Raw genomic sequence first — 21159 nt, 5'->3', positions numbered from 1 at the left:
CGCCGTCAGGCCGCGGGCGTCTTGGGGCGGGGCACCGGTTCCCGACCACGCGGCTGGCGAGGCGCCGGACCCGGGTCCGCGAGCGGCGGGATCGCGACGGTCACCGCCTGCTCGCAGCTCACCCTGACCGTCTCGCCGTGGTGACGCAGCTCCAGCTCGGTGCCCGCGTCCCCGTTGCGCAGCGAGTACTCCACCTCATCCGGTCGAACGTCCACCCGCAGCCGCTTTCCCCGCCACAGGAGCGAGAAATCCATGCGGGTGATCCCGGTGGGCAGCCGCGGCGCGAACAACGGCACGTCGTCGTGGTCCCGGAACCCGCCGAAGCCCGCCACCAGCGCCAGCCAGGTGCCGGCGAGCGCCGCGATGTGCAGCCCCTCGCGGGTGTTGTTGTGCAGGTCGTGCAGGTCCATCAGGGCGGCCTCGGCCAGGTAGGCGTACGCCAGGTCCATGTGCCCCACCTCGGCGGCGATCACCGCCTGGGTACACGAGGAGAGCGACGAGTCCCGGACCGTGCGCGGCTCGTAGTAGGCGAAGTTGCGCGCCTTCTCCTCCGGCGTGAACGCGTCGCCGCGCCAGTGCATCGCCAGCACCACGTCGGCCTGCTTCAGCACCTGCTTGCGGTACAGGTCGAAGTACGGGTAGTGCAGGAACAGCGGGTACTTGTCGTCGGGCGTGTTCTCGAAGTCCCACTCCTGGTACCGGGTGAAGCCGGCGACCTGCGGGTGCACGCCGAGTTCCTCGTCGTACGGGATCTTCATGGCCTCGGCGGAGGTGCACCACGCGGCCACCTCGTCGTCCCGGACGCCCAGCTCCGTGGCCTTGTCCGGGTGGCGTTCGCAGGCCTTGGCGGCGCTGCGCAGGTTTCGCTGGGCCATGAGGTTGGTGTACAGGTTGTCGTCGGCGACGGCGGTGTACTCGTCGGGGCCGGTCAGGCCGTCGAGGTGGAAGACCCCGTGCCGGTCGGTGTGCCCGAGGGACTGCCACATGCGGGCCGTCTCGACGAGGAGTTCGAGGCCGAAGTCGCGTTCGAACTGGACGTCGCCCGTGGCGTTGACGTAGCGGCGGACCGCGTCGGCGATGTCGGCCCCGATGTGGAACGCCGCCGTGCCGGCCGGCCAGTATCCCGAACACTCCTGCCCGCGGATGGTGCGCCACGGGAACGCCGCCCCCTGCAGGGCTAGGGTGGCCGCGCGTTCCTTGGCGAGCCAGAGCGTGGAGTGGCGCCACTTCAGCGGTTCCTCGACGGTCTCCGGCTTGATGTACGTCAGCGTCGGCAGGACGTACATTTCGCTGTCCCAGAAGACGTGCCCGTCGTACCCCGGTCCGGTGAGCCCCTTCGCCGCGACCGGCCGATCCTCCACCCGCGCGCCGGCCTGCAGCACGTGGAACATCCCGAAGCGGACCGCCTGCTGCACCTGGTCGTCGCCCTCGATGCGCACGTCGGCGGCGTCCCAGAACTCGTCGAGGTACGAGCGCTGCTCGGCCAGCAGCCCCTCCCAGCCGCTCATCCGGGCCGCGGTGAGGGCCGCCTCCACCTGGTCCCGCAGGGCGGGTCGGGTGCGCCGGCTGGACCAGCCGTAGGCGACGAACTTGACGATGCGCAGCCGTTCCCCCGGCTTGAGCACGCAGGCGACGGTGGTGCGCGCCCAGTCCTCGAACGCCTCCACCTCCACCCGGCCGTTGTTCGGGTACTCGACGATGTGGTCCATCGCGGCGGCCATGCGCAGCTTGCTCTGCTTGGTGCGGTGGATCAGCAGCCCGCCGTTGCGCGCCGTGGCGAACTCCTCCGACTCCAGTGGCGCCTCCAGGGCGGCGGCCACCCGCGGGTCGGCGCTGCGCGGCGGCAGCTGCTCGTTGGCGACCAGTTCGGACTGGGCGATGAGCCGCACGGTGTGGTTGACCGGTTCGACCTCGTAGCAGATGGCGGCGATGGCCCGCTGCGTGAACGACACCAGCCGCGTGCTGCGCACCCGCACGGTGTCGCCGGCCGGTGAGGACCACTCGAACGTGCGGAACAGCGTGCCGGCGCGCAGGTCCAGCACGCGTTCGTGGGAGTGCAGCTGGCCGTAGCGGATGTCGAGCGGCTCGTCGTCGACCAGCAGCCGGATGAGCTTGCCGTTGGTGACGTTGACGACGGTCTGCCCCGACTCGGGGAAGCCGTAGCCGGCCTCGGCGTAGGGCAGCGGCCGCTGCTCGTAGAACGAGTTCAGGTAGGTGCCGGGCAGCCCGTGCGGGTCTCCCTCGTCGAGGTTGCCCCGCAGGCCGATGTGCCCGTTGGCGAGCGCGAACACCGACTCGGACTGCGCGATGGCGGTCAGGTCCAGGTCGGTCTCGCGCACGTGCCACGGTTCGACGGGATAGTCCTTCTCCCGGATCACGCCTGCTCTCCCAGCAACTCGGAGAGGTCCTTCACCACGATGTCGGCGCCGGCCTCCAGCAGTTCCTCCGCATGATCTACCCGGTCGACGCCCACGACGTAGCCGAAGTTGCCGGCGCGGCCCGCCTGGACGCCCGCGACGGCGTCCTCGAAGACCACGGCGTCGGCCGGGTCGACGCCGAGCAGGGCAGCACCGGCCAGGAACGTGTCCGGCTTCGGCTTGCCGGGCAGCCCGCGCTCGCGGGCGACGACGCCGTCGATGCGCCCCTCGAGCAGGTCGCCGATGCCGGTGATGCGCAGGACGTCGCCGGTGTTGGCGCTGGCCGACACGACGGCGCGGCGCAGCCCGGCCTCCGCGGCGCGGCGCAGGTACTCGACCGAACCCGGGTACACCTCCACGCCCTTGGTACGGATGTGTTCCAGCAGAAGTTCGTTCTTGCGGTTGCCGACGCCGTTGACGGTGTCCTTCTCCGGGGTGTCGTCGGGTTCACCCTCGGGGAGGACGATCCCGCGCGAGGCGAGGAACGTGCGCACCCCGTCGGCCCGCTGTCGGCCGTCCACGTAGCGGTTGTAGTCGTGCACCGGATCGAACGGCCGGTACTCCTCCAGACCCTGGTCGGCTCGACGGCGCAGCAGGTCGTCGAAGGTCTGCGTCCAGGCCGCGTTGTGAACTTTGGCGGTCTGGGTCAGCACCCCGTCGAGGTCGAACAAGAGGGCGGTGATGTTCTCCGGTAGGCCCAACACCCGGGAAATCTAACCCGGACTCCGCCGCGACGCGCGTTACGCGCGGAACACCGTCAGGTTACGCGTGCGATACCCGTCAGGCGAAGAGGGGCACACCGTCGCGAACCAGTCTCCAGTTGGCGGCGGAGAAGTCGGCCGGGTCGATCGTTCCCCGGGCCCGGGCCCAGTCGATCAGCAGCTCGCGGATCTCGCGCCCGGCGCTGTAGAGCGGGGTCCCGCCCATTCCGGGGAACGCCCCGCCGCCGCTGCGCCGGTAGTTGTTGACCGCGACCACGAAGCGGGCGTCCGGGGCGACGGCCGCTCCGCCGTGCTCCAGGCGGGTGATCCGTTCCCCGGCCGGGCGGCTGATGTCGATGTCGTAGTCGATCCCGTCGATCGTGTCGTAGTTGAAGTCCGGCCGGCCGCGCACACTGATCGTGGCCGGGTCGACCGGCGCGCCCGGCGCGTGCGTGCGGTAGTACCGCGCCGAGTACTCCAGGTAGGCCCGCACCTGCGCACCGGTCAGCTCGACGGCCTCCAGCGCGTTGTCGTACACGTAGAGCCCGGCGATCTCCCGGACGCACACCTCCCCGGCCGGGAACCGCGCCGTGCGGCTGAACGGCGACGCCACCGACAGCACGGGCAGTTCGTTGTCGGCGAGGGCGGCGCGAACGGTGTCGGTCTGCACCCGGTGCACGAATCCCAGGATCGGCGTCGGCCGCAGGCGCGACTCGGCGGCCGACATCTCGACCGTGGAGGTGGCGACGACGCGGGTGGTGTGCGCGACCGTCCGGGCGTGCTGCTCCTTGAGCTCGTCGAGGACGGTCGGATCCTCCTCGACGGTGTTCGTGTTGATCATCGTGGCGCACTTGTCCTCGACGACCCAGCGGCCACCGGTGTGGCGCAACGTGAAGTCCATCCGCGAGACCCGCTGGCCGAACTTCGACGGTTCGGCGGTGAGGACCCGTTCGCCGGTGTGCTCGTTGACGTGGAACCGCTCGACCACCTCGGCGTGCGCGTGCCCGAACAGGATCGCGTCGATGCCGGGCACCCGCTGGGCGATGAGCGCGGTCGGGTTCTCGTTCGGCACGCCGGGGCCCAGGGTGGAGGTGCCGCTGTCGCCGCCGTGCGCGCTCACCAGCACCAGGTCGGCGCCGGCCTTTCGCATCTCGGGGACCCATTTGGCGGCCGTGGCGACCATGTCCTCGAAGCGGAGCTTCCCCGCCACGGTGCCGCGGTCCCACACGGCCGTGCCGGGGTTGGTCAGTCCCAGGATCCCCACCGTGAAGGCGGGGGCGTTCTCCGCCAGCCGCACTTCTTTCAGGAGGTAGGGCGCGTATGCGGGCTCTCCCGTCGCCTCGCTGATCGCGTTGGCGGCCAGGGCGGGGCAGTCCAGCTGGCTGATCCACAGGTCGAGCAGCGGCAGCCCGTAGTTGAACTCATGGTTGCCGAGCGTCACGGCGTCGTAGCCGATGACGTTCATGGCGCGGGCCATGGGGTGGATCTCGCCGGTGCTGGTGATCGGCTCACGCCGCGCGTAGAACGTGGTCAGCAGCGTGCCCTCGATCGTGTCGCCGGCGTCCAGCACCAGCGTGGCGAGGCCCTCCCGCTCGGCACGCACCGCGCCCACGACACTGGCGACCTTGGCCAGGCCGACGTCGTCGTGGGCGCCGTCGTCGTACTCGGCATCGCGGTAGTAGTCCCAGTTGAAGACGTTCCCGTGGAGGTCGGTGGTGCCGAGCACGGTGAGGGTCCAACGCACCTCGGCACCTTATCCGGCCGGGAAGACCGGCACCCCCGCCCGGACGAGCTTCCAGTTGGGGACATAGAACTCCGCGGGGTCGATCGTCCCCTTCGCCTGGGCCCAGTCGATCAGCAGCTGCCGGATCTCCTGTTGCGCGTTGTACACCTGGGGCTTGACGATCCCGGGGAACGCCCCACCGCCGCTGCGCCGGTAGTTGTTGACCGCGACCACGAAGCGGGCGTCCGGAGCGACGGCCGCCCCGCCGTGCTCCAGGCGGGTGATCCGCTGCCCGACCGGCAGGCTGATGTCGATGTCGTAGTCGACGCCGGAGAGCGTGTCGTAGTTGTAGTCCGGAACGGCCGGGTCGCTGATGGTGGCCGGGTCGACCGGCGCGTCCGGGGCCAGCGTGCGGAAGTACTTCGCCGAGTACTCGAGGTACGCCTTCACCTCCGCACCGGTCAGCACGACCGCTTCGAGCGTGTTGTCGTAGATGTACAGGCCCGCGACGTCCTTGATCCTCACCTCGCCCGCGGGGAACCGCGCCGTGCGGCTGAACGGCGCCGCGATCGACAGCACCGGCAGCGCGGCGTACTCGCCGCCGGCCAGTGCGGCCGTGACCGTGTCCGTCTGCACCCGGTTGATGAAGTCCAGGATCGGCGTGTCCCGGTACCGGGACTCGGCGGCCGACAGTTCGACCGCGGAGGTGGCCACCACCTGGTTGACGTACGCGACCGTCTTGGCGTGCTGGGCCCGCACCGCCGCCAGCACCTTCGGGTCCTCGACGACGGTGTTCGTGTTGATCATCGTGGCGCGCTTGGTGTCGACGTGCCAGCGGCCGCGCTCGCGGCGCAGCGTGAAGTCCATCCGGGTTACCCGCTGGCCCCACTTGGCCGGTTCGCTGGTGAGCACCTGCTGTTTTGTCGCCTCGTTGGTGACGAACCGCTCGACCACCTCGGCGTGCGCGTGCCCGAACAGGATCGCGTCGATGCCCGGCACCTGCTGGGCGATGAGCGCGGTGGGGTTCTCGTTCGGGAGTTCGGGGCCGTAGCTGGAGGTGCCGCTGTCGCCGCCGTGCGCGCTGATCAGCACCAGGTCGGCGCCCCTTCTGCGCAGCTCCGGCACGTAGCGGGCGGCCGTGGCGATCATGTCCTCGAAGCGGAGCTTGCCCTCCACGTTCGCGCGGTCCCAGATCGCCGAGCCCGGGTTCGTCAGTCCCAGGATCCCCACCCGGAACGTGGGCGCGCCGCGTCCCAGCGACACTTTCTTGATCACGTACGGCGTGAACGCCGGCCTGCCGGTCCGCACGCTCACCGCGTTGGCGGCCAGGGCCGGGAAGCCGAGCTGCCTGATCCACAGGTCCAGCAGCGGCAGCCCGTAGTTGAACTCGTGGTTGCCGAGCGTCACGGCGTCGTAGTCGATGACGTTCATCGCGCGGGCCATCGGGTGCTTCTCGCGCGTGCTCGTGATCGGCTCCTGCTTCGCGTAGTACGTCGCGAGCGGGGTGCCCTGGATCGTGTCGCCGGCGTCCAGCACCAGCGTGGCGAGGCCCCGGCGTTCGGCCCGGATGCCGTTGACCACCGTCGCGACCTTGGCCAGGCCGACGTCGTTGTGCGCGCTGTCGTCGTACTCGGCGTCGCGGTAGTAGTCCCAGTTGTAGACGTTGCCGTGGGTGTCGGAGGTACCGAGCACGGTCAGGCTGTACGTCCGGTCACCACCGCCGGTCGCACCGGCCGGGCCGGGTGCGACCAGGGGCGCGGCGGCAGCGGCGGCCGCACCGACCAGGACACCGCGGCGGGACACTCGCATCGGGGCACTCATCCGGCCAACGTATCGGGCACGGTGCATTCCGGCACGTGATCGACCCACCCGCTCCCGGCCCTCGGTTGCGCTTTCTGCGGAATGCCGCCATCACCCCGAATGCCGGCTTAGCCTGCAGATGTGTCGGGTACGGGCCGCGCCGCCGGCGTCGTGTTCACCGCGTTCCTCGTGGTCGCGGTGCTCGGTGCGATGTTCTCGTCGAACGCCTCCCAGCCGTCGAACGTCGCACTGGAGACGGATCCTTCGGTGACCCGCGGGCCGGGCGTCGAGCCGGAGGAGCCGGTCGGCAGCGAGCGCATGCCGTTCCTGCGGGACTACCGGCTGAAGGACGCCGAGGAGGCGCTCACCGCCCTGGGCATCGGCAAGATCGACACCCGGGACGCCACCGGCCGCAAGCGCACCGTCATCAACCCGGACAACTGGATCGTCGAGTCGCACTCCCCCGAGGGCGGCTTCGCCGTCGACGGCAGCACCACCGTCATCCTGCGGGTGCGCAAGCCGTCCGACGTCTACGCGACGCCGGTCGTGACGAAGGGCGTCGTGCCGGACGTGGAGTGCCTGGACCTCAACGTGGCGCAGCAGACGCTCGGCGCGGCCGGGTTCACCCGGACGACGACCGCGGACGGGCTCGGCAAGAAGCGGCGGCCGCTGCTGGACAGCAACTGGCTCGTCACGGTGCAGTCGGTGCCGGCCGGCGAACGTCCACCGGCCGACACCTCGATCCGGCTGACGGTCGTCAAGTTCGGCGAGCCGACCGGCACCTCGGGCTGCCCCAGCTAATACGCGCTCGCGGCCGTGGCGCGCCCGGTGGACCAGCGCAGGATCATCGCGGCCTGCCCGGCGGGGGCGCCGTCGGGGCCGACGAGGTTCCACACCGTCGCGTTCTCGATCCAGAACCGCCGCCCGTCCCGGGTGACCCGCGGACCCCGGTAGTTGTCCGCGTAGCCCTGGCGCCGCACCGACTCCAGGAAGGCGCGGCGCGACTCCCGGTCCTGCTCCCCCGCGGACAGGCGGGACGGCAGGCCGACGAACTCGTCCCACTCGTAGCCGAACAGCGCCTGCGCCTTGCGGTTGGCGTAGACGAACAGCGGGTCGGCCGCCGCGTCGTGGGCGAGCAGCGGGGCGGACGCATCGTACAGCCACGAGGCCGCCCCGGTACCGCGGAGCCCGCCGGGGACGAGTTCCTCCCCGATGTGCATGAGGTAGCTGTCGGCGATCAGGTCGGCGTACCGCGGGTCGCGGCCCGGTGCGTCCGGGCTCACTGGACGAAGATGTCGACGGACGGCCGCAGCTGCCCGCAGATCCGCAGGACCTCGTGGATCGGGTGATCCTCGAACCGCTTGACCAGCGCGGTGTCGAGCGCGCCGGCGCCGTCGTCGACCGCCGGATACGCCGTCTGGGTCAGCAGGTAGTCGAAGCGGGGCGCCCACTTGCGCGAGCCCAGCCGTGCCGTGGTCGAGCAGTTGTCCACCATGTACGCCACACCCCGGGCGTGCATGTACGGGTTGAGCGAGTCGGTGGCCTCGATGACCGACTCGTTGGCGATCTCCGAGTAGGGGTGGCCCTTCGCGATGAACGTGTCGATCTGGCCCATCATCACGCCGCAGAAGACACCCGCCGTGAACGGGTCCAGCGGCAGCGTCGCGTCGTCGCGATCGCGGCGGGCGACCTCGCCGGCCCGCCACATGGCCGCCTGGTCGATCTTCCCCATCGGGAACTCGGCGAGCCGCCGGCCCGCCAGGATCACGCTGCGGATCTCGTTGCCGGAGGAGACCTCGTCGTAGATCTCGTGCGTCAGCTCCAGCCCGACCGGATAGGCGGCCGCGTAGGCCTGCCCGAAGATCTCGCGTTCGGCCGGGTCCAGCCGCCGGTACAGCCCGATCAGCCCCTCCTTGGAGACGATCGAGGAGATCGGGCCGGTGACGCAGTCGACGGAGTGGCGGTACGCCTCGACCTCGGTCATGCCCCGGTCACGGAACCGGCGGTAGAGGCTCTCGACGATGCCGTGCACCCCGCCGAGCAGGATCGCGCGCTCGCCGGTCAGGTCCGACAGGTACTCCGACCGCAGGGTCGTCTGGAACGTGTACGGCGCGCCCAGGCCCACCGACCAGCCGAGGGCCCGTTCGACCGCCCGGCCGCTGCGGTCCTGCTCCACGGCGAAGCTGGCGTTGATGCCCGCGCCGTTGGTCTCGACGCCCTGGAGGTACAGCGCCCGCACGGAGGCACCCATCCCCTTGGGGCACACGGCGATCACGTCGATGCCCTCGGGGAAGCGGCCGCCCCGCTGGTCCAGATGGCCGAGCAGGAACCCGTGGGACAGGCCGAGCGTCGCGCCCGGCCGCAGCGCCGCGAAGATCCGTTCGTACAGCGCGGCCTGTGCGGCGTCGGAGATCAACAACAGCACCATGTCCGAGGCCGCGACGACGGCGAACATCTCGCCCAGCGTCCCGTCCGCCTCGGAGAACCCGGCGGCCCGCGCGGCGTCGAAGGAGGCGGAACCCTCCCGCAGGCCGACCACGACCCGGACCCGGCCGGCCAGGGAGTCCCGCAGGTTCTGCGCCTGCGCCGAGCCCTGCGGCCCCCAGCCGATCACCGCGATCTGGTTGATCCCCTCGAACGCGCGCGGCAGCCGGTCGAACAGGTCCCGCCCGCCCCGTACGATGCCCTCACGCTGCCCGGCCAGGGTGATGTATTCCTTGTCGAAGACGCTCGTCTCGAATCCCAACGAACCCGTCGTCACGCTGGCCTCTCCCTCGTTGTCGCGTGGTACCTCTGCACGTATTGACGTGCGGAGAACCCGGTTGTTCGACAACCGCGCGAAGAACTGAGAGATCCAACAGCCCGACCGCCTACCCGGCGGCCGGACGGGTCACGGGAAGATCATGCGGGCGACCCGCGGGGTGCGCTCCACCTGGTCGGTGACCACGAGCCATACGCCGCAACGGCACCGGTCGTAGCGCACCGTCCCGTCGCTCGTCCGATGCCGGGAACGGGTCTGCCAATCGTGCCGATGTGATGAAGAGATGTAGGAGTTCACGCCCCAAGCCTGATGTAATGGCCTTATGCAACTCAACCCTTACGGCGAGGATCCGGTGAATCTTGCCGTGGATTTGAGCAACCGGCCGGTGGCGGACCTCGACGACCTCGTGCGGCGCTGCGTCGAGGCCGGCGTCGTCGTGGACATGCCGACCGGCCCCGCCGATCTGGACACCACGCGCGACCTCGTTCTGCGCTTCCGGGAGATCGTGGACGCGCCGGGCGAGAAGGCACGCGCCGCGCTGGTCAACGCGCTGCTGAAGGAGAGTTCGGCGCACCCGAGGCTCACCGACCACGTGGGCGGCTGGCACCTGCACTACCGCGACGACGACCTCTCGTTGGGCGGGGTGCTGCGGGCGCTGGTCAGCGTCGGCGTCGCGCTGCACCTGTCGGGGCGCGGCATGCACCGGCTCGGCCGCTGCGCGGACCGGGACTGCGACGTGGTGTACGCGGACCAGTCGCGCACCGGCCGGCAGCGGTACTGCTCGACCCGGTGCGCCAACCGGGACGCGGTGCGCCGCCACCGCAGCGGGCTCAGGAGTGCGTGAAGGCGTCCAGGATCCGTTGTGCCGCAAGGGCCGGCGTGAGCGTGCCGGCGAGCACCTCACCCTCCACAGTGGACGCCGTCGCCTTGACCCGCGGGTCGGCGTGCAGTGACGAAAGAAGAGCGTCCCGCACCATCGCCCACACCCAGCCGACCTGCTGCCGCTGGCGCCGGCGCGCCAACTCCCCGGACGCGTCGAGCGCGTCGCGGTGGTCGGTGACCGCCCGCCACACCTCGTCGAGCCCCGCACCCGTCTGCGCGCTGCAGGTGAGCACGGGCGTTCGCACCCGCAGGAGCCGCATGGCACCGGCCAGTTCGCGGGCCGCGCGCTTTGCCTCCGTCTCATGTGGACCGTCGGCCTTGTTGACGGCGACCACGTCGGCCAGTTCGAGGACGCCCTTCTTGATGCCCTGCAACTGGTCGCCGGTGCGCGCCAACGCCAGCAGCAGGAAGGTGTCGACCATCTCCGCCACGGTCGTCTCCGACTGCCCCACCCCGACGGTCTCCACCAGAACGGTGTCGTAGCCGGCGGCCTCCAGCACCACCATCGCCTCGCGGGTGGCCTGCGCGACGCCGCCGAGCGTTCCGGCGCTGGGCGACGGGCGGACGAACGCCCGCGGGTCGACGGAGAGCGCCCGCATGCGGGTCTTGTCGCCGAGGATGCTGCCCCGCGACCGCACCGACGACGGGTCGACGGCGAGCACAGCCACCGTGTGGCCGTCGGCGGTCAGCCGCGTGCCGAGCGCGTCGATGAAGGTCGACTTGCCCACCCCGGGCACCCCGGAGACGCCGACCCGCACCGCCCCTCCCGCGTGCGGGGTCAACGCGACCAGCACCTCCTGCGCGGCGGCGCGATGGTCGGCCCGCCTCGACTCGACCAGGGTGATGGCGCGGGCGATCCAGGCGCGCGAGCCGGCGAGAACCCCCTCGACGTACTCCTCAGTCGCCGGCGGCATGGCCCAGGCGCGCGGAGAGCGAGGCCAGCAGGTCGAGCGCCGCGTCCGCGATCACCGTGCCGGGCGGGAAGACGGCCGACGCGCCGGCGGTGCGCAGTTCCTCGACGTCCTGCGGCGGGATGACGCCACCGACAATGATCATGATGTCGTCGCGGCCGAGCGCCGCCAACTCGTCCCGCAGCGCCGGCACCAACGTGAGGTGGCCGGCCGCCAGGCTGGAGACGCCGACGATGTGCACGTCGGCCTCGACCGCCTGCCGCGCCACCTCGGCGGGCGTCTGGAAGAGCGGGCCCACGTCGACGTCGAAGCCGAGGTCGGCGAAGGCCGTCGCGATCACCTTCTGGCCCCGGTCGTGGCCGTCCTGGCCGACCTTGGCCACCAGGATCCGCGGTTGCCGGCCCTCGTTCTCGGCGAACGTCGCCGTCGCGGCGCGCACCCGTTCGATGTTGCCCGCCGGGCCGGCCTCGTCGCGGTACACACCCGCGATCGTACGGATCTGCGCGGTGTGCCGGCCGAACACCTTCTCCAGCGCGTCGGAGATCTCCCCCACGGTGGCCTTGGCGCGGGCGGCGTCGACGGCCAGTTCCAGCAGGTTCGCGTCGCCGGCCGCGCCCCTGGTCAGCGCCTCCAGGGCGGCCGTGCAGGCGACGTCGTCGCGTTCGGCGCGCAGCCGGCGCAGCTTCTCGACCTGCTGCGCGCGCACCGCCCGGTTGTCCACCTTGAGCACGTCGATGGGTTCGTCCGCCTCGGGGCGGTACTTGTTGACGCCGATCACCGGCTGGCGACCCGAGTCGATGCGGGCCTGGGTGCGCGCCGCCGCCTCCTCGATGCGCAGTTTCGGGATGCCCTCGTCGATGGCGCGGGCCATCCCGCCGGCCTCCTCGACCTCGCGGATGTGCGCCCAGGCGCGGTGCGCGAGGTCGTGCGTGAGGCGTTCGACGTAGGCGCTGCCGCCCCACGGGTCGATCGCGCCCGTGGTGCCGGACTCCTGCTGCAGCACCAGTTGCGTGTTGCGGGCGATCCGCGCGGAGAAGTCGGTCGGCAGGGCGAGCGCCTCGTCGAGGGCGTTCGTGTGCAGGGACTGCGTGTGCCCCTGGGTGGCGGCCATCGCCTCGACGCAGGTGCGCACCACGTTGTTGAAGACGTCCTGCGCCGTCAGCGACCAGCCCGAGGTCTGGCAGTGCGTGCGCAGGCTCAACGACTTCGGGTTCCGCGCCCCGAACTCCCGCACCAGCTTGGCCCAGAGCAGCCGTCCGGCGCGGAGCTTCGCGACCTCCATGAAGAAGTTCATCCCGACGGCCCAGAAGAACGACAGCCGCGGCGCGAACGCGTCCACGTCCAGCCCCGCGTCCCGGCCGGCGCGCAGGTACTCCAGCCCGTCGGCGAGCGTGTACGCCAGCTCCAGGTCGGCGGTCGCACCCGCCTCCTGCATGTGGTAGCCGGAGATGCTGATCGAGTTGAAGCGCGGCATCCGCTGCGACGTGAACGCGAAGATGTCGGAGATGATGCGCATCGACGGCCGCGGCGGATAGATGTACGTGTTGCGGACCATGAACTCCTTGAGGATGTCGTTCTGGATGGTGCCCGACAGCTGCTCCGGCGCCACCCCCTGCTCCTCGCCCGCCACCACGAACAGCGCCAGCACCGGCAGCACGGCGCCGTTCATCGTCATGGAGACGCTCATCCTCTCCAGCGGGATGCCGTCGAAGAGCTGCCGCATGTCGTAGATGCTGTCGATCGCCACGCCGGCCATGCCCACGTCGCCGCCGACCCGCGGGTGATCCGAGTCGTAGCCGCGGTGCGTCGGCAGGTCGAACGCCACCGACAGCCCCTTCTGCCCGCCGCGCAGGTTGCGCCGGTAGAACGCGTTCGACTCCTCGGCCGTGGAGAAGCCGGCGTACTGGCGGATCGTCCACGGTTGCGTGACGTACATCGTCGGGTAGGGGCCGCGCAGGTACGGCGCGATCCCCGGATAGGTGTCCAGGAAGTCGAGCCCCTCGAGGTCCTCCGGGCCGTACGCCGCCTTGACGGCAATGCCCTCGGGCGTCTCCCACTCGGGGCCGGCACCGTCCACAGAGGACGACGGAGCCACCCAGTCCACAGTGGAGAAATCGGGGATCACGCCAGTGCCTCCAACGTGGACTCGAGTGCGGCGATCGCGTCGCAGCCGGTGTACAGGTAGCCGTCCACGCCCTCGTGATCGGCGGGCCGGCCGGCGAGCCAGACGGTGGTCGCGCCGGCCTCACGCAGGGCCGCCGCCACCCCGACGGCGTGCTCGGCGTAGGCCTTGTCCGTGCCGCAGATGCAGGCGACGCGGGTGCCGCTCGCGCCGAAATCCTCCGGTCCACTGTGGACGGTCGCGATGCCGCCGGCCGCGAAGAGGTTCGCCGCGAAGGAAACCCGCGCGGTGTGCGCCGCCACCGGCCCCAGCGTCGCGAGGAAGACCGTCGGCCGGGTGGGTGCCGCGTCGGCGCGGTCGCGGAGCCGTTCGAAATCCGCCGCGTACCTGCGCGCCGGTCGCGGCCCGTCGGCGGCCTCCCGCACCAGCGGCTTCTCCTCCAGATGGGGGAACTCGCTGAGCCCCGTCAACGGATCGCGCCGATGGGCGATGTTGATCCGGCGCTTCTCCCACGTGGCGGCGAGCCGTTCCGCGATGAGGTCGGCCGCCGCGCTGAAACCGCCCGCGCGTTCGATCTCCTGGAACCACTCCCACGCGACCCGCGCCAGCTCGGCGGTGCGGCGCTCCACGTACCAGGAGCCGCCGGCCGGGTCGCGCACGCGGGCGACGTTCGCCTCCTCGATCAGCAGCGACTGGGTGTTGCGCGCGATCCGCCGCGCGAACCCGTCCGGCCGCCCCACCGCCGCGTCGAACGGCAGCACGGTCACCGCGTCCGCGCCGCCGACCCCGGCGCCGAAGCAGGCGAGCGTGCCGCGCAGCAGGTTGGTCCACGGGTCGCGGGCGGTCAGCATCACCGCCGACGTGACGGCGTGCTGATACATGCGCACGCTGTCCGGTGCGCCGCACGCCTGCAGCACCCGCGCCCACATGAGCCGTGCCGCACGCAGCTTCGCGACGGTCCCGAACTGATCGGCCGTTGCCGCGAACCGGAACTCCAGCTGTGCTGACGCACGTTCGACCGGAAGACCGGAAGACGCGAGGACCCGCAGGTGCGCGACGGCCTCGGCCACGGCGCAGCCCAGCTCCTGGGCGTCGGAGGCGCCCTCCTCGTGGAACCGCGTCCCGTCCACGGTGACCGCCCGCACGCCCGGGTGACGCTCGACGGCGACCCGGATCAGGTCGAGGTCGCGCTCCGGGTCGAGCCCGAGCGTGCCGTGCAACGTCTCGGCATCCAGCAGCTCACCCGCGGCGTCCCGGGAGACGGCCACGGAGATCAGGTCCAGGTACACCCCGTCGAACATCCCCGGCAGCAGCGGCCCGTCGAGCCAGACGCCGCCGACGCCGTTGTCGAGGTCGGCGAGGATCTCCTCGTTGACCCGCTTCGCGTCGGTGCCGCCGTGCCGCTGCCGCACCTCCCACGCGCCGGCCCGCACGTGCGGCGGCCGAACGGCCGGCGTGCCGGCGGTGTGCAGCGGCGCCAACCGGATGCCGTCGTACGTTTGCGTGGCGAGCAGCTCGTCGACCGCCTCGTCCGGGGTGTCCGCACCGGCGGCGCCGGACTTGCGGAGCACCGCGACGGCGAGCCGGCGCCACTCCTGTGCCGATGCGGCGGGAAACCCGGCGGCGAGGCTCAGCTCCGTCATGAACGGAGCCTAAGCCTTGGGTTTCCGGGGAACAGCCTGAGCCCGACCACACCCGCCACCACCAGCAGCAGCCAGAACACCCGAGACACGCTCACGGTCTCCCCCAAGGCCACCATGAACACTACGGTGGGAAAGACGCGCCGCAAGCCGCCTCAAGTATTCTGTTCCAGCGAGCGAGCTGCGAACCCTGAGGTGATCATGACCTATCGGCCGATGACGCTAGCCGACCTCGCCGCCCACCTCACCCGCGACGCGGACGAGAAGATCAGGTGGAAGCACGTCTGGGAGTTCCTCGAGGAGTACCGCTGGGAGCCGGCCGAGCGGCGGCTCGATCTCCTGACGGATGAGCCCTCCCCGACCGGCGAAGAGAAGTGGGACGTGCTGCTGGCCGCGCTCGCCGAACACCTCACCGCCCGCCTCGACCAGGCGCCGCCGCGGTGGTCCCGCTCACGGGTACTCGCCACCCCCTGGTTTCCGTCGTCGCTGCCGTCCAAGCGCATGGAGGCGCTGGTCCAGGCACCGGCCGCCTTTCGCAAGCACGGCGTGTATCTCTCCGCCCGAGATCTCGAAGCAGCGTGAGCGGCGGCCTCCTCGATCACGCCGAGCTGAACGGGCGTTCACCGCGCTGGGCGATCGACTCGTGCGTCGCGGAGTGATCGCTGACGTGTTCGTGGTCGGAGGCGCGGCGATGGCACTCGCCTATGACGCCGACCGGGTGACCCGCGATGTCGACGCAACCTTCGTGCCGCACGGCATCGTGCTGGAGGAAGCGCGGAATGTCGCGGAGGCCATGGGACTCCCGCCGTGGTGGCTCAACGAACAGGCGAGCAGTTATGTCTCCACGCAGAACGACGACGGCAAGCGCGAGGTGTTCGACCATCCCGGTATCCGTGTGATGGCGGCTTCTCCCGAACACGTCTTCGCCATGAAGGCGTTCGCGGCGCGCAGCCGTGACGAGGACGACCTTCGCCGGCTCGCCGACATCATCGGCGTCTCCAGCGTCGCGGCCGCCCTCGCACTCTGCGAACGTTTCTTCCCCGCCGAGCCCCTGTCGACGCGGACGCGCGCGATGCTCGAGGACCTGTTCCACTCGGCGTAGGCTCGCCCGCCGTGCGAGCGTCGGCTCGGGGTAGCCGGTCAGGACAGTTCGGCGAACCAGGCGCGGACGCCGTCGACCGTGCGGGCCGACTCGCGCCCGGTGCCGAGCGCGGCCATCAGCGCGTACCGGGCCTTGACCGCCGGCAGCCCCCGCGCGCCGATCGCGCCCACCGTGGCCGCCAGCCCGGAGTCGTCGACGAGGCCGCCCGGCGGGACCCCGGGCTTCATCGGCGCCCCGGGCACCCGGCACCGGGAGGCGATCACCACCGGGATCCCCCAGTCGGCGAGGTCGGAGATGGTGGTGAAGAGGCTCACCGGAACGTTCGACAGGCCGGTGCCCTCCAGCACGATCCCCCGGGCGCCGGCGTCCACGACGGCGGTGAGCTGCTCCGGCCCGATCCCGGGGTAGACGGTGATCAAGGCGACGGCCGGCTCGGGGTCGCCGGCCGGCGCGGGCGGGCGGGGCGGCGGCGGGGTCAGAAGCTGGACGCCGCCGTCGCGCACCCGGCCGAGCAGGGCGTGCGGTGCCGAGCTGAACGCCGCCACGTTCGTCGCGTCGACCTTGCGGACCCAGCGGGCGGCGTGCAGTTCGTCGTTGAGGCAGACGACGGCGCCGCAGCCGCGCAGGGCGGGGTCGGCCGCGGCGCTCAGGGCGGCGGCGAGGTTGCCGGGGCCGTCGGCGGAGAGGGCGTTCGCGGGGCGCATGGCGCCGGTGAGGACGATCCCGCCGAGTGCGGCGGCCGGGCCGGCGAGCAGGTCCGTCAGGTAGGCGGTCTCCTCGATCGTGTCGGTCCCGTGGGTCACCACCACGCCCGGGTAGCCGTCCTCGAGAACGGCGCGCCGCACCCGGAACGCCACGTCGAGCATGGTGCCGGTGTCCAGGTCCCAGCTCGGCGCGGCCACCACGTCCTCGACGTCGACGCCCCCGGCGACCTCGGGCGGCACGGTGTCGAGCAGTTCCGCCCCGGTCAGGAACGCCCCGCGCCCCGGCCGTCCCGGGTGCGTGGCGATGGTGCCGCCGGTGGCGAGCAGCAGCGGTCTCACAGTGCCTCCCCGGTTCGCGACAGCGGTGCTCGCAAGCTGCGCGCCTTGCTGCTCACAGTGCCTCCCCGGTTCGCGACAGCGGTGCTCGCAAGCTGCGCGCCTTGCTGCTCACGGCGCCTCCAGTCCGACGTGGCTCTCCAGGCGGGCCAGGCGCGCGACGACGGGAGCCAGCTCCGCGCGGACGGTCTCGGCGACCGAGGGCGGCGCGGTCTGGGCGCGCAGGTGGACGTAGCCGGCGAGGGCTGCCGTCACGGCGCGGCGCACCAGGCGGTAGTCGCCGCCGAGTTCGCGCAGGACGTGTCCGCCGGTGCCGTCGGGTTCGGCGGCTATGCCGAGCAGGAGGTGTTCGCAGCCGACGTAGTTGTGTCCCAGGCCGGTGGCCTCGGTGACGGTCAGTTCGAGGGCGTTGGCCGCGTGCTCGCCGAAGCGCAGGGAGGGCTCCTCCGCGCGGGTGACGGGCCGGCGGGACAACGCCTCCCGCACGGCCGACGGGTCGATCTCCGCGGCGCGCAGCACGTGCAGGGCGAGGTTCTGCCCCTCGTCCAGGATCCCGGACAGGAGGTGGCCGGTGCCGACGGTGGCGGCGCCGTCCTGTCTGGCGCGTTCGAGGCCGAGCCGGATGGCCTCCCGGGCGCGGGGCGTGAAGTGGGACAGGCCGGCGGTCGGGTCCTCCGGGCCGGCGAGGACCGTCTCGCGGATCGCCGTGACGCGGCGGACGGCCTGCTCCAGGGCGCGTTGGCAGACGGCGGAGACGGGGATGCCGGCCCTGCGGACCGCCTCGGCGAGGTCGTCCGGAAGGTACACGTTGATCTTCGGCACGGGTACCCCCTATGGGGTTAGCAACGGGTTATAACCCCGTTATACCCCCTGCCCCGGGATCGGCCAAGGTCTTGTCCCAGCCCGCGCAGAAGCAGACCACCGCCTGCGGGCTCGCGTAGCGGCCCAGCGCGACGCGGAGACGTTCGCGGACGCCGGTCGTGCGCACCCCGGCGGACAGGACCGACATCGGCAGCCCGGCCGCCGCCGCCGTCAGCCGCACCCGCTGCAGCGCCGCACCGGCCCGGACCTGGTCACCCGGGCCGTCTCCGTGGACACCCAGGACCCCGAGCGGCGTGTCCCGGCCACCGACCCACTCGTCCAGTTTCCGGTGGAACGCCTCCGTGAGCTCGGCGGGCTCGTCCGCCAGCCGCACCATCGAGGTCACCCCGTGCAGCCGCCGCGGCCCGGTCAGCACCACCAGCCAGGCGTCCTCCGCCCGCGCGGCCCTCGTCAGCGCCCGGCGCACCCCCGGCGAGATCCCGGGCGCCGGCGCTCCTGCCTCGGCCGCGTGCAGGCGCCGTTCGGCACCGGTCGGTGGGCGGGGCGGCAACGGCACCAGCCGCACGGAACCGGTACCGGCCCCGTACGTCGCCTCGGCCGGAGTACCCCGTGCGGCGAGCGCCAGCCGCAGCGTGAACGCCGCCGCGCCGCACGCCAGCCGGGCCTCCCGCGCGGCCGGCTCCGCCACCTCCAGTTCGATGGCGGACTCGGTGAACCGCACGAGCCACGGCAGCTCCCGCGACGGCGACAGCACGCCGGCGGAGTCGAGCAGGGAGGCCAGTTCGCCGTTCGCGAAACTCCACTGAGCGGCGGGCACGCTCCCCAGCGTCACGGAGAACGTCCCGACGCGCACAGGGTCCTTGGCCCCGGACACAAGAGGCCGGAAGTCCCTACTCCTGCGGATCCCTGGCCAGGATCGAACGCCCGCCGTCGACCGGCACCGTCGCCCCGGTGACGAATCCGGCGTCGTCGGAGAGCAGGTGGCACACCACGCCGGCGACCTCCTCGGCCCGCGCGATCCGGCCCAACGGGTGCAGGTCCTTCAGCTCCTGCTCGATGCGGGTGCGCGTGGCCGGCGTCAGCCCCGCCAGGAACCGGTCGTGCCGCTCGGTGCGCACCGAGCCGGGCGCCACGGCGTTGACCCGGATGCCGTGCGGCCCGTACTCCACGGCCAGCGCGCGGGTCAGCCCCTCCACCGCGCTCTTCGCCACGACGTACGGCGTGCACCCGGGAACGGCGCGCTGCGCCTGATGCGAGGAGACGTTGACGATCGCGCCCGGCGTGCCGTCGGCGAGGAACCGGCGCACCGCCACCGCGCAGCCGACCACGGCCGCGTCAAGGTTGACCGCGATGAGGTCGAGCACCTCGCGGGTGGGCGTGTCGTGCACGGAGGCGTCGCGGAAGACCGCCGCGTTGTTGACCCAGCCGGCGAAGGTGCCCGCCGCGGCGGCCAGCTCCACGGCCCGCGTGGCGACCGTCTCGTCGGCGGCGTCCCCGGCCACGGTCACGATCCGGTCGGCGGCCTCGTGCGTGACGGCCCAGTCCAGCGCCTCGGCGTCGCGTTCGATCGCCACGACCGCGCCACCACCGGCGAGCAGCCGCTCGACCACGGCGCGGCCGATACCCCGGCCGCCACCCGTCACCACGTACGACCGGCGCATCCCGCGAGCCTATCCTTTCGGGCGGCCGGGGCCGTACGGTCGTCGGACATATCGACCGTCGTGGCCGAACGTGCCCCAACGTCGATCTCTGCGAGGGTTAACGGGTTTGCCGATCGAATCCGGGAGAAACCGTTGCAGTATCTCGGTGTTGGCGTGTCCGGTTACGACTGCGAGCGGTACGGCAAGCTGGGCCGCGCCGCCGCCGACGTGCAGGAGGTCGGGGCCGAACTGGCCCGCAGGGGTGCCGCGGTGCGGGTCGTCTCCGATCCGGACCGGGCCGGGGTGCCGTCCGTGGCGCCGGCCTCTTCCCAGGGAACGACGGCGCTGGTCTACTGGGCCGGGCATGCCGTCGCGGGGGGACAGACCGACCTGCGGCTGGTCCTGCGGGACACCGACGAGGCGGGCAGTCCACGGTGGACACTCGATCCGGCGCGGCTGACCGGCGGCGCGCTGGCCCGTGGCGTTCGCCAGGTGCTGCTGGTGCTCGACACCTGCCACGACGGCACCGCCATCCCGAACGTCGCCGCGCTCGCGTCCAAAGTGGACGGACCCAGCTGGGTGGGCGTGCTCGCCACGGCGCAGCCGTACGAACAGGCGCTGGAGGGGCAGTTCGGCCGGATCTTCACGGATCTGCTGCGCCACGGGCCGGACGGGGTGCGCCCGCACTGGAGCGCCTACGACGCGGCGGTTCGCGGGGTGGACGTGCTGCGGGCGCTGGCCGAACGGTGGCCGGTGTACGCGGGACGGCAGCCGTGGGTGGGGTCGTTCGGGACGTCGCTGCCGATGCTGGTGAACCCGCGCCACGACCCGGCCGCGCCGCCGCGGACCCTGGCGGGCGCGGCCGGCCCCGGGGACGACGACCCCGCCGCCCTGGACCGCGCCCTCGCCGAACTGCCGAAGGCCGACCGCGCCGTCGCACGGCACCTGCTGCGGGTGGCGGCGTCGGCGTTCGGGGCCGGGGTGCCGGCCCGCGACGTGTGGCCGCGGCTCGCCTCGGTGCTGCGCAACGACGAGGTGCGCGCCGACCTCGACGACTACACCGACGCCGACGTGGCCCGCGTGCTGGAGCCGATCGCCCGCCACGTGCTCGTCTCGGGCGCCGACGGCCGGGCGGTGTACCGGTTGGCCGGCCCGCGCCTGGTCGCGCACGTCCTCGCCGGAACGGGCGCCCGCTACCGCGTCGACCTGGCAGCCGCCGCTGCCCGCGGCGACGACCCCTACTTACGCCGCTACGCCGAGGCCCACCGCGCGAGAGCCCTCCGCCGGCCCGTCTCCGCGACACCACGCCGCCCCGCCGGCCTGACCGTCGCCGGCCTCTCGACGACGATCGCGGCGGTCGAGAGGCGGCTCACCGACGACCCGGCGTACGAAGACCTCCGCGACGCGCTGGCCACCCTGGCCGACACGGTGGAGGGCTCGGCGTCGAGGCACACCCGCGACGCCCTGGACCACCTCGCGGCGGCGGCACGGTCCCGCGCGGAGAGCGACGCCGCGTTGACCGCCGCGCTGGCCGCACTCACCAGATACCGCGACCTGCTCTGAACACGAACCCGGCAGCGGAGCGGCCGATCGAGCGG

19 protein-coding genes are annotated in these 21159 nt (G+C 72.2%); 5 read left to right on the top strand and 14 right to left on the bottom strand.

The annotated features are described in order from the left end of the window. Positions 1 to 5: 5 nt before the first annotated feature. From Val02_RS09135 to Val02_RS09120, 4 genes are all read right to left on the bottom strand, one after another. Positions 6 to 2378, bottom strand: coding sequence for a glycoside hydrolase family 65 protein (locus Val02_RS09135; protein WP_203898501.1), 2373 nt, complete (start codon positions 2376 to 2378; stop codon positions 6 to 8). Continuing rightward, positions 2375 to 3121, bottom strand: coding sequence for an HAD family hydrolase (locus Val02_RS09130; protein ID WP_203898500.1), 747 nt, complete (start codon positions 3119 to 3121; stop codon positions 2375 to 2377). Before Val02_RS09130 ends, Val02_RS09135 begins: the two co-directional genes overlap by 4 nt. Positions 3122 to 3197: 76 nt before the next feature. Beyond that, positions 3198 to 4862 carry a bifunctional metallophosphatase/5'-nucleotidase gene (locus Val02_RS09125; protein ID WP_203898499.1) on the bottom strand — a complete coding sequence of 555 codons (1665 nt, stop codon included), beginning with the start codon at positions 4860 to 4862 and terminating at the stop codon, positions 3198 to 3200. A gap of 9 nt (positions 4863 to 4871) precedes the next feature. Continuing rightward, on the bottom strand, positions 4872 to 6662 hold the full coding sequence (locus Val02_RS09120; RefSeq protein WP_203898498.1) for a bifunctional metallophosphatase/5'-nucleotidase: 1791 nt from the start codon (positions 6660 to 6662) through the stop codon (positions 4872 to 4874). A 120-nt stretch (positions 6663 to 6782) separates the two neighbouring features. Between Val02_RS09120 and Val02_RS09115 the strand changes: the two genes are divergently transcribed. Beyond that, complete coding sequence (locus tag Val02_RS09115; protein WP_203898497.1) at positions 6783 to 7442, top strand: PASTA domain-containing protein; 660 nt, start codon at positions 6783 to 6785, stop codon at positions 7440 to 7442. On the opposite strand, the gene Val02_RS09110 is transcribed toward Val02_RS09115, so the two are convergent. The 3 genes from Val02_RS09110 to Val02_RS09100 form a co-directional block, all read right to left on the bottom strand. Beyond that, complete coding sequence (locus Val02_RS09110) at positions 7439 to 7924, bottom strand: MEKHLA domain-containing protein (protein WP_203898496.1); 486 nt, start codon at positions 7922 to 7924, stop codon at positions 7439 to 7441. The genes Val02_RS09115 and Val02_RS09110 overlap by 4 nt on opposite strands. Beyond that, positions 7921 to 9402 carry a hypothetical protein gene (locus tag Val02_RS09105; protein ID WP_203898495.1) on the bottom strand — a complete coding sequence of 494 codons (1482 nt, stop codon included), beginning with the start codon at positions 9400 to 9402 and terminating at the stop codon, positions 7921 to 7923. The genes Val02_RS09110 and Val02_RS09105 overlap by 4 nt, the downstream gene beginning before the upstream one ends. Positions 9403 to 9531: 129 nt before the next feature. Then, positions 9532 to 9699 (bottom strand): hypothetical protein, encoded by a 168-nt coding sequence (locus tag Val02_RS09100; RefSeq protein ID WP_203898494.1) that lies wholly within the window; start codon positions 9697 to 9699, stop codon positions 9532 to 9534. A 25-nt stretch (positions 9700 to 9724) separates the two neighbouring features. On the opposite strand from Val02_RS09100, the gene Val02_RS09095 reads away from it, so the two are divergent. After that, positions 9725 to 10246, top strand: coding sequence for a CGNR zinc finger domain-containing protein (locus Val02_RS09095; RefSeq protein WP_203898493.1), 522 nt, complete (start codon positions 9725 to 9727; stop codon positions 10244 to 10246). On the opposite strand, the gene meaB is transcribed toward Val02_RS09095, so the two are convergent. Genes meaB through Val02_RS09080 form a run of 3 tightly spaced genes read right to left on the bottom strand, consistent with a single transcriptional unit; the run spans position 10233 to position 14960 of the window. Continuing rightward, complete coding sequence (gene meaB / locus Val02_RS09090; RefSeq protein WP_203898492.1) at positions 10233 to 11198, bottom strand: methylmalonyl Co-A mutase-associated GTPase MeaB; 966 nt, start codon at positions 11196 to 11198, stop codon at positions 10233 to 10235. The genes Val02_RS09095 and meaB overlap by 14 nt on opposite strands. Continuing rightward, complete coding sequence (scpA, locus tag Val02_RS09085) at positions 11182 to 13272, bottom strand: methylmalonyl-CoA mutase (protein ID WP_373317877.1); 2091 nt, start codon at positions 13270 to 13272, stop codon at positions 11182 to 11184. The genes meaB and scpA overlap by 17 nt, the downstream gene beginning before the upstream one ends. 44 nt (positions 13273 to 13316) lie before the next feature. After that, positions 13317 to 14960 carry a methylmalonyl-CoA mutase family protein gene (locus Val02_RS09080; RefSeq protein ID WP_203898491.1) on the bottom strand — a complete coding sequence of 548 codons (1644 nt, stop codon included), beginning with the start codon at positions 14958 to 14960 and terminating at the stop codon, positions 13317 to 13319. Between the two features lie 213 nt (positions 14961 to 15173). Here Val02_RS09080 and Val02_RS09075 point away from each other — a divergent pair, with 213 nt between their 5' ends. Then, on the top strand, positions 15174 to 15539 hold the full coding sequence (locus Val02_RS09075) for a hypothetical protein (protein ID WP_203898490.1): 366 nt from the start codon (positions 15174 to 15176) through the stop codon (positions 15537 to 15539). A gap of 91 nt (positions 15540 to 15630) precedes the next feature. After that, entirely contained in the window at positions 15631 to 16059 is a 429-nt protein-coding gene (locus Val02_RS09070; RefSeq protein ID WP_203898489.1) for a DUF6036 family nucleotidyltransferase, read from the top strand. Positions 16060 to 16097: 38 nt separating this feature from the next. Here Val02_RS09070 and Val02_RS09065 read toward each other — a convergent pair whose 3' ends face one another. The 4 genes from Val02_RS09065 to Val02_RS09050 all read right to left on the bottom strand — a co-directional run bounded on the left by Val02_RS09065 (position 16098) and on the right by Val02_RS09050 (position 19582). Beyond that, the gene (locus tag Val02_RS09065) at positions 16098 to 17102 is read right to left on the bottom strand and encodes an asparaginase (protein ID WP_203898488.1); all 1005 of its coding nucleotides are present in this window, start codon (positions 17100 to 17102) and stop codon (positions 16098 to 16100) included. A gap of 108 nt (positions 17103 to 17210) precedes the next feature. Further along, the gene (locus Val02_RS09060) at positions 17211 to 17921 is read right to left on the bottom strand and encodes a type II toxin-antitoxin system CcdA family antitoxin (RefSeq protein ID WP_203898487.1); all 711 of its coding nucleotides are present in this window, start codon (positions 17919 to 17921) and stop codon (positions 17211 to 17213) included. A 28-nt stretch (positions 17922 to 17949) separates the two neighbouring features. After that, the gene (locus Val02_RS09055; RefSeq protein ID WP_203898486.1) at positions 17950 to 18738 is read right to left on the bottom strand and encodes a hypothetical protein; all 789 of its coding nucleotides are present in this window, start codon (positions 18736 to 18738) and stop codon (positions 17950 to 17952) included. 73 nt (positions 18739 to 18811) lie between these two features. Further along, a complete protein-coding gene (locus tag Val02_RS09050) occupies positions 18812 to 19582 on the bottom strand; it encodes an SDR family NAD(P)-dependent oxidoreductase (protein ID WP_203898485.1) in 771 nt (256 codons plus the stop codon). A gap of 153 nt (positions 19583 to 19735) precedes the next feature. On the opposite strand from Val02_RS09050, the gene Val02_RS09045 reads away from it, so the two are divergent. Continuing rightward, positions 19736 to 21124 (top strand): hypothetical protein, encoded by a 1389-nt coding sequence (locus tag Val02_RS09045; protein ID WP_203898484.1) that lies wholly within the window; start codon positions 19736 to 19738, stop codon positions 21122 to 21124. Positions 21125 to 21159: the final 35 nt, after the last annotated feature.

It is taken from the genome of Virgisporangium aliadipatigenens, from assembly GCF_016863615.1.
In the GTDB taxonomy this organism is placed as follows: Bacteria; Actinomycetota; Actinomycetes; order Mycobacteriales; family Micromonosporaceae; genus Virgisporangium; species Virgisporangium aliadipatigenens.
The sequence above is the reverse complement of the archived record's forward strand: the minus strand, read 5'-3'. Positions and strand labels throughout refer to the sequence as shown.